This is a genomic window from Streptomyces sp. SID9727, assembly GCF_010550605.1.
Lineage (GTDB): Bacteria > Actinomycetota > Actinomycetes > Streptomycetales > Streptomycetaceae > Streptomyces.
Window position 1 is genome coordinate 1 of sequence record NZ_JAAGNI010000496.1, and the last position, 609, is coordinate 609.

Here is a 609-nt window from a genome sequence, read left to right on the forward strand (position 1 = left end):
GGGCCTGGTCGAGGGCGCCGGCGGGCTGCTCGTACGGTTCGACGACGAGGGCGCGACCCTGGCGGACGCGGCCCGGCTGCTCGCGGCCCCGGTCCTGGTGGTCGCCCCGGCCGGTCTGGGCACGCTCAACTCCACGGCCCTGACGGCGGAGGCGCTGCGGGCCCGGCGGCTCGACTGCCTGGGGGTGGTCATCGGCAGCATGCCGGCCGCGCCCGATCTCGCGGCGCGCTGCAATGTGGCGGACCTCCCCGTCGCCGCCGGGGCTCCGCTGCTGGGCGTCGTCCCGGAGGGTGCCGGATCGCTGGCCCCGGCCGACTTCCGTGCGCGGGCGGCGAGTTGGCTGGCCGCACCGCTGGGCGGCGACCGGCCACTGGGCTGAGCGCCGGACGCGGTGCGCCGCCCGGTCCTCTCGCGGATGAGCGTGGACCGCTCCCCCGGGACGACCGGCCCGCACGGCGACACACCCCGGCCCGTCCGGCGGACATCCCGGCCCGTCCGGCGGACATCCCGGCCCGGGCGGGCCGAGTGCGCGGGCGGCCGGGAGGTGCCCGCGCGGCCGTTCACCGTCTCATCCCGGACGTATTTCGCACCCCGGCCCCCCGTCGGTCG

Annotated in this window: 1 protein-coding gene; it reads left to right on the top strand. The window is 79.5% G+C overall.

Going from position 1 to position 609, the window contains the following annotated elements; genetic code table 11:
• Window positions 1–379: AAA family ATPase (locus G3I41_RS33830; RefSeq protein ID WP_164404346.1), on the top strand; the 379-nt coding region annotated here is incomplete at its 5' end.
• Window positions 380–609 lie beyond the last annotated feature (230 nt).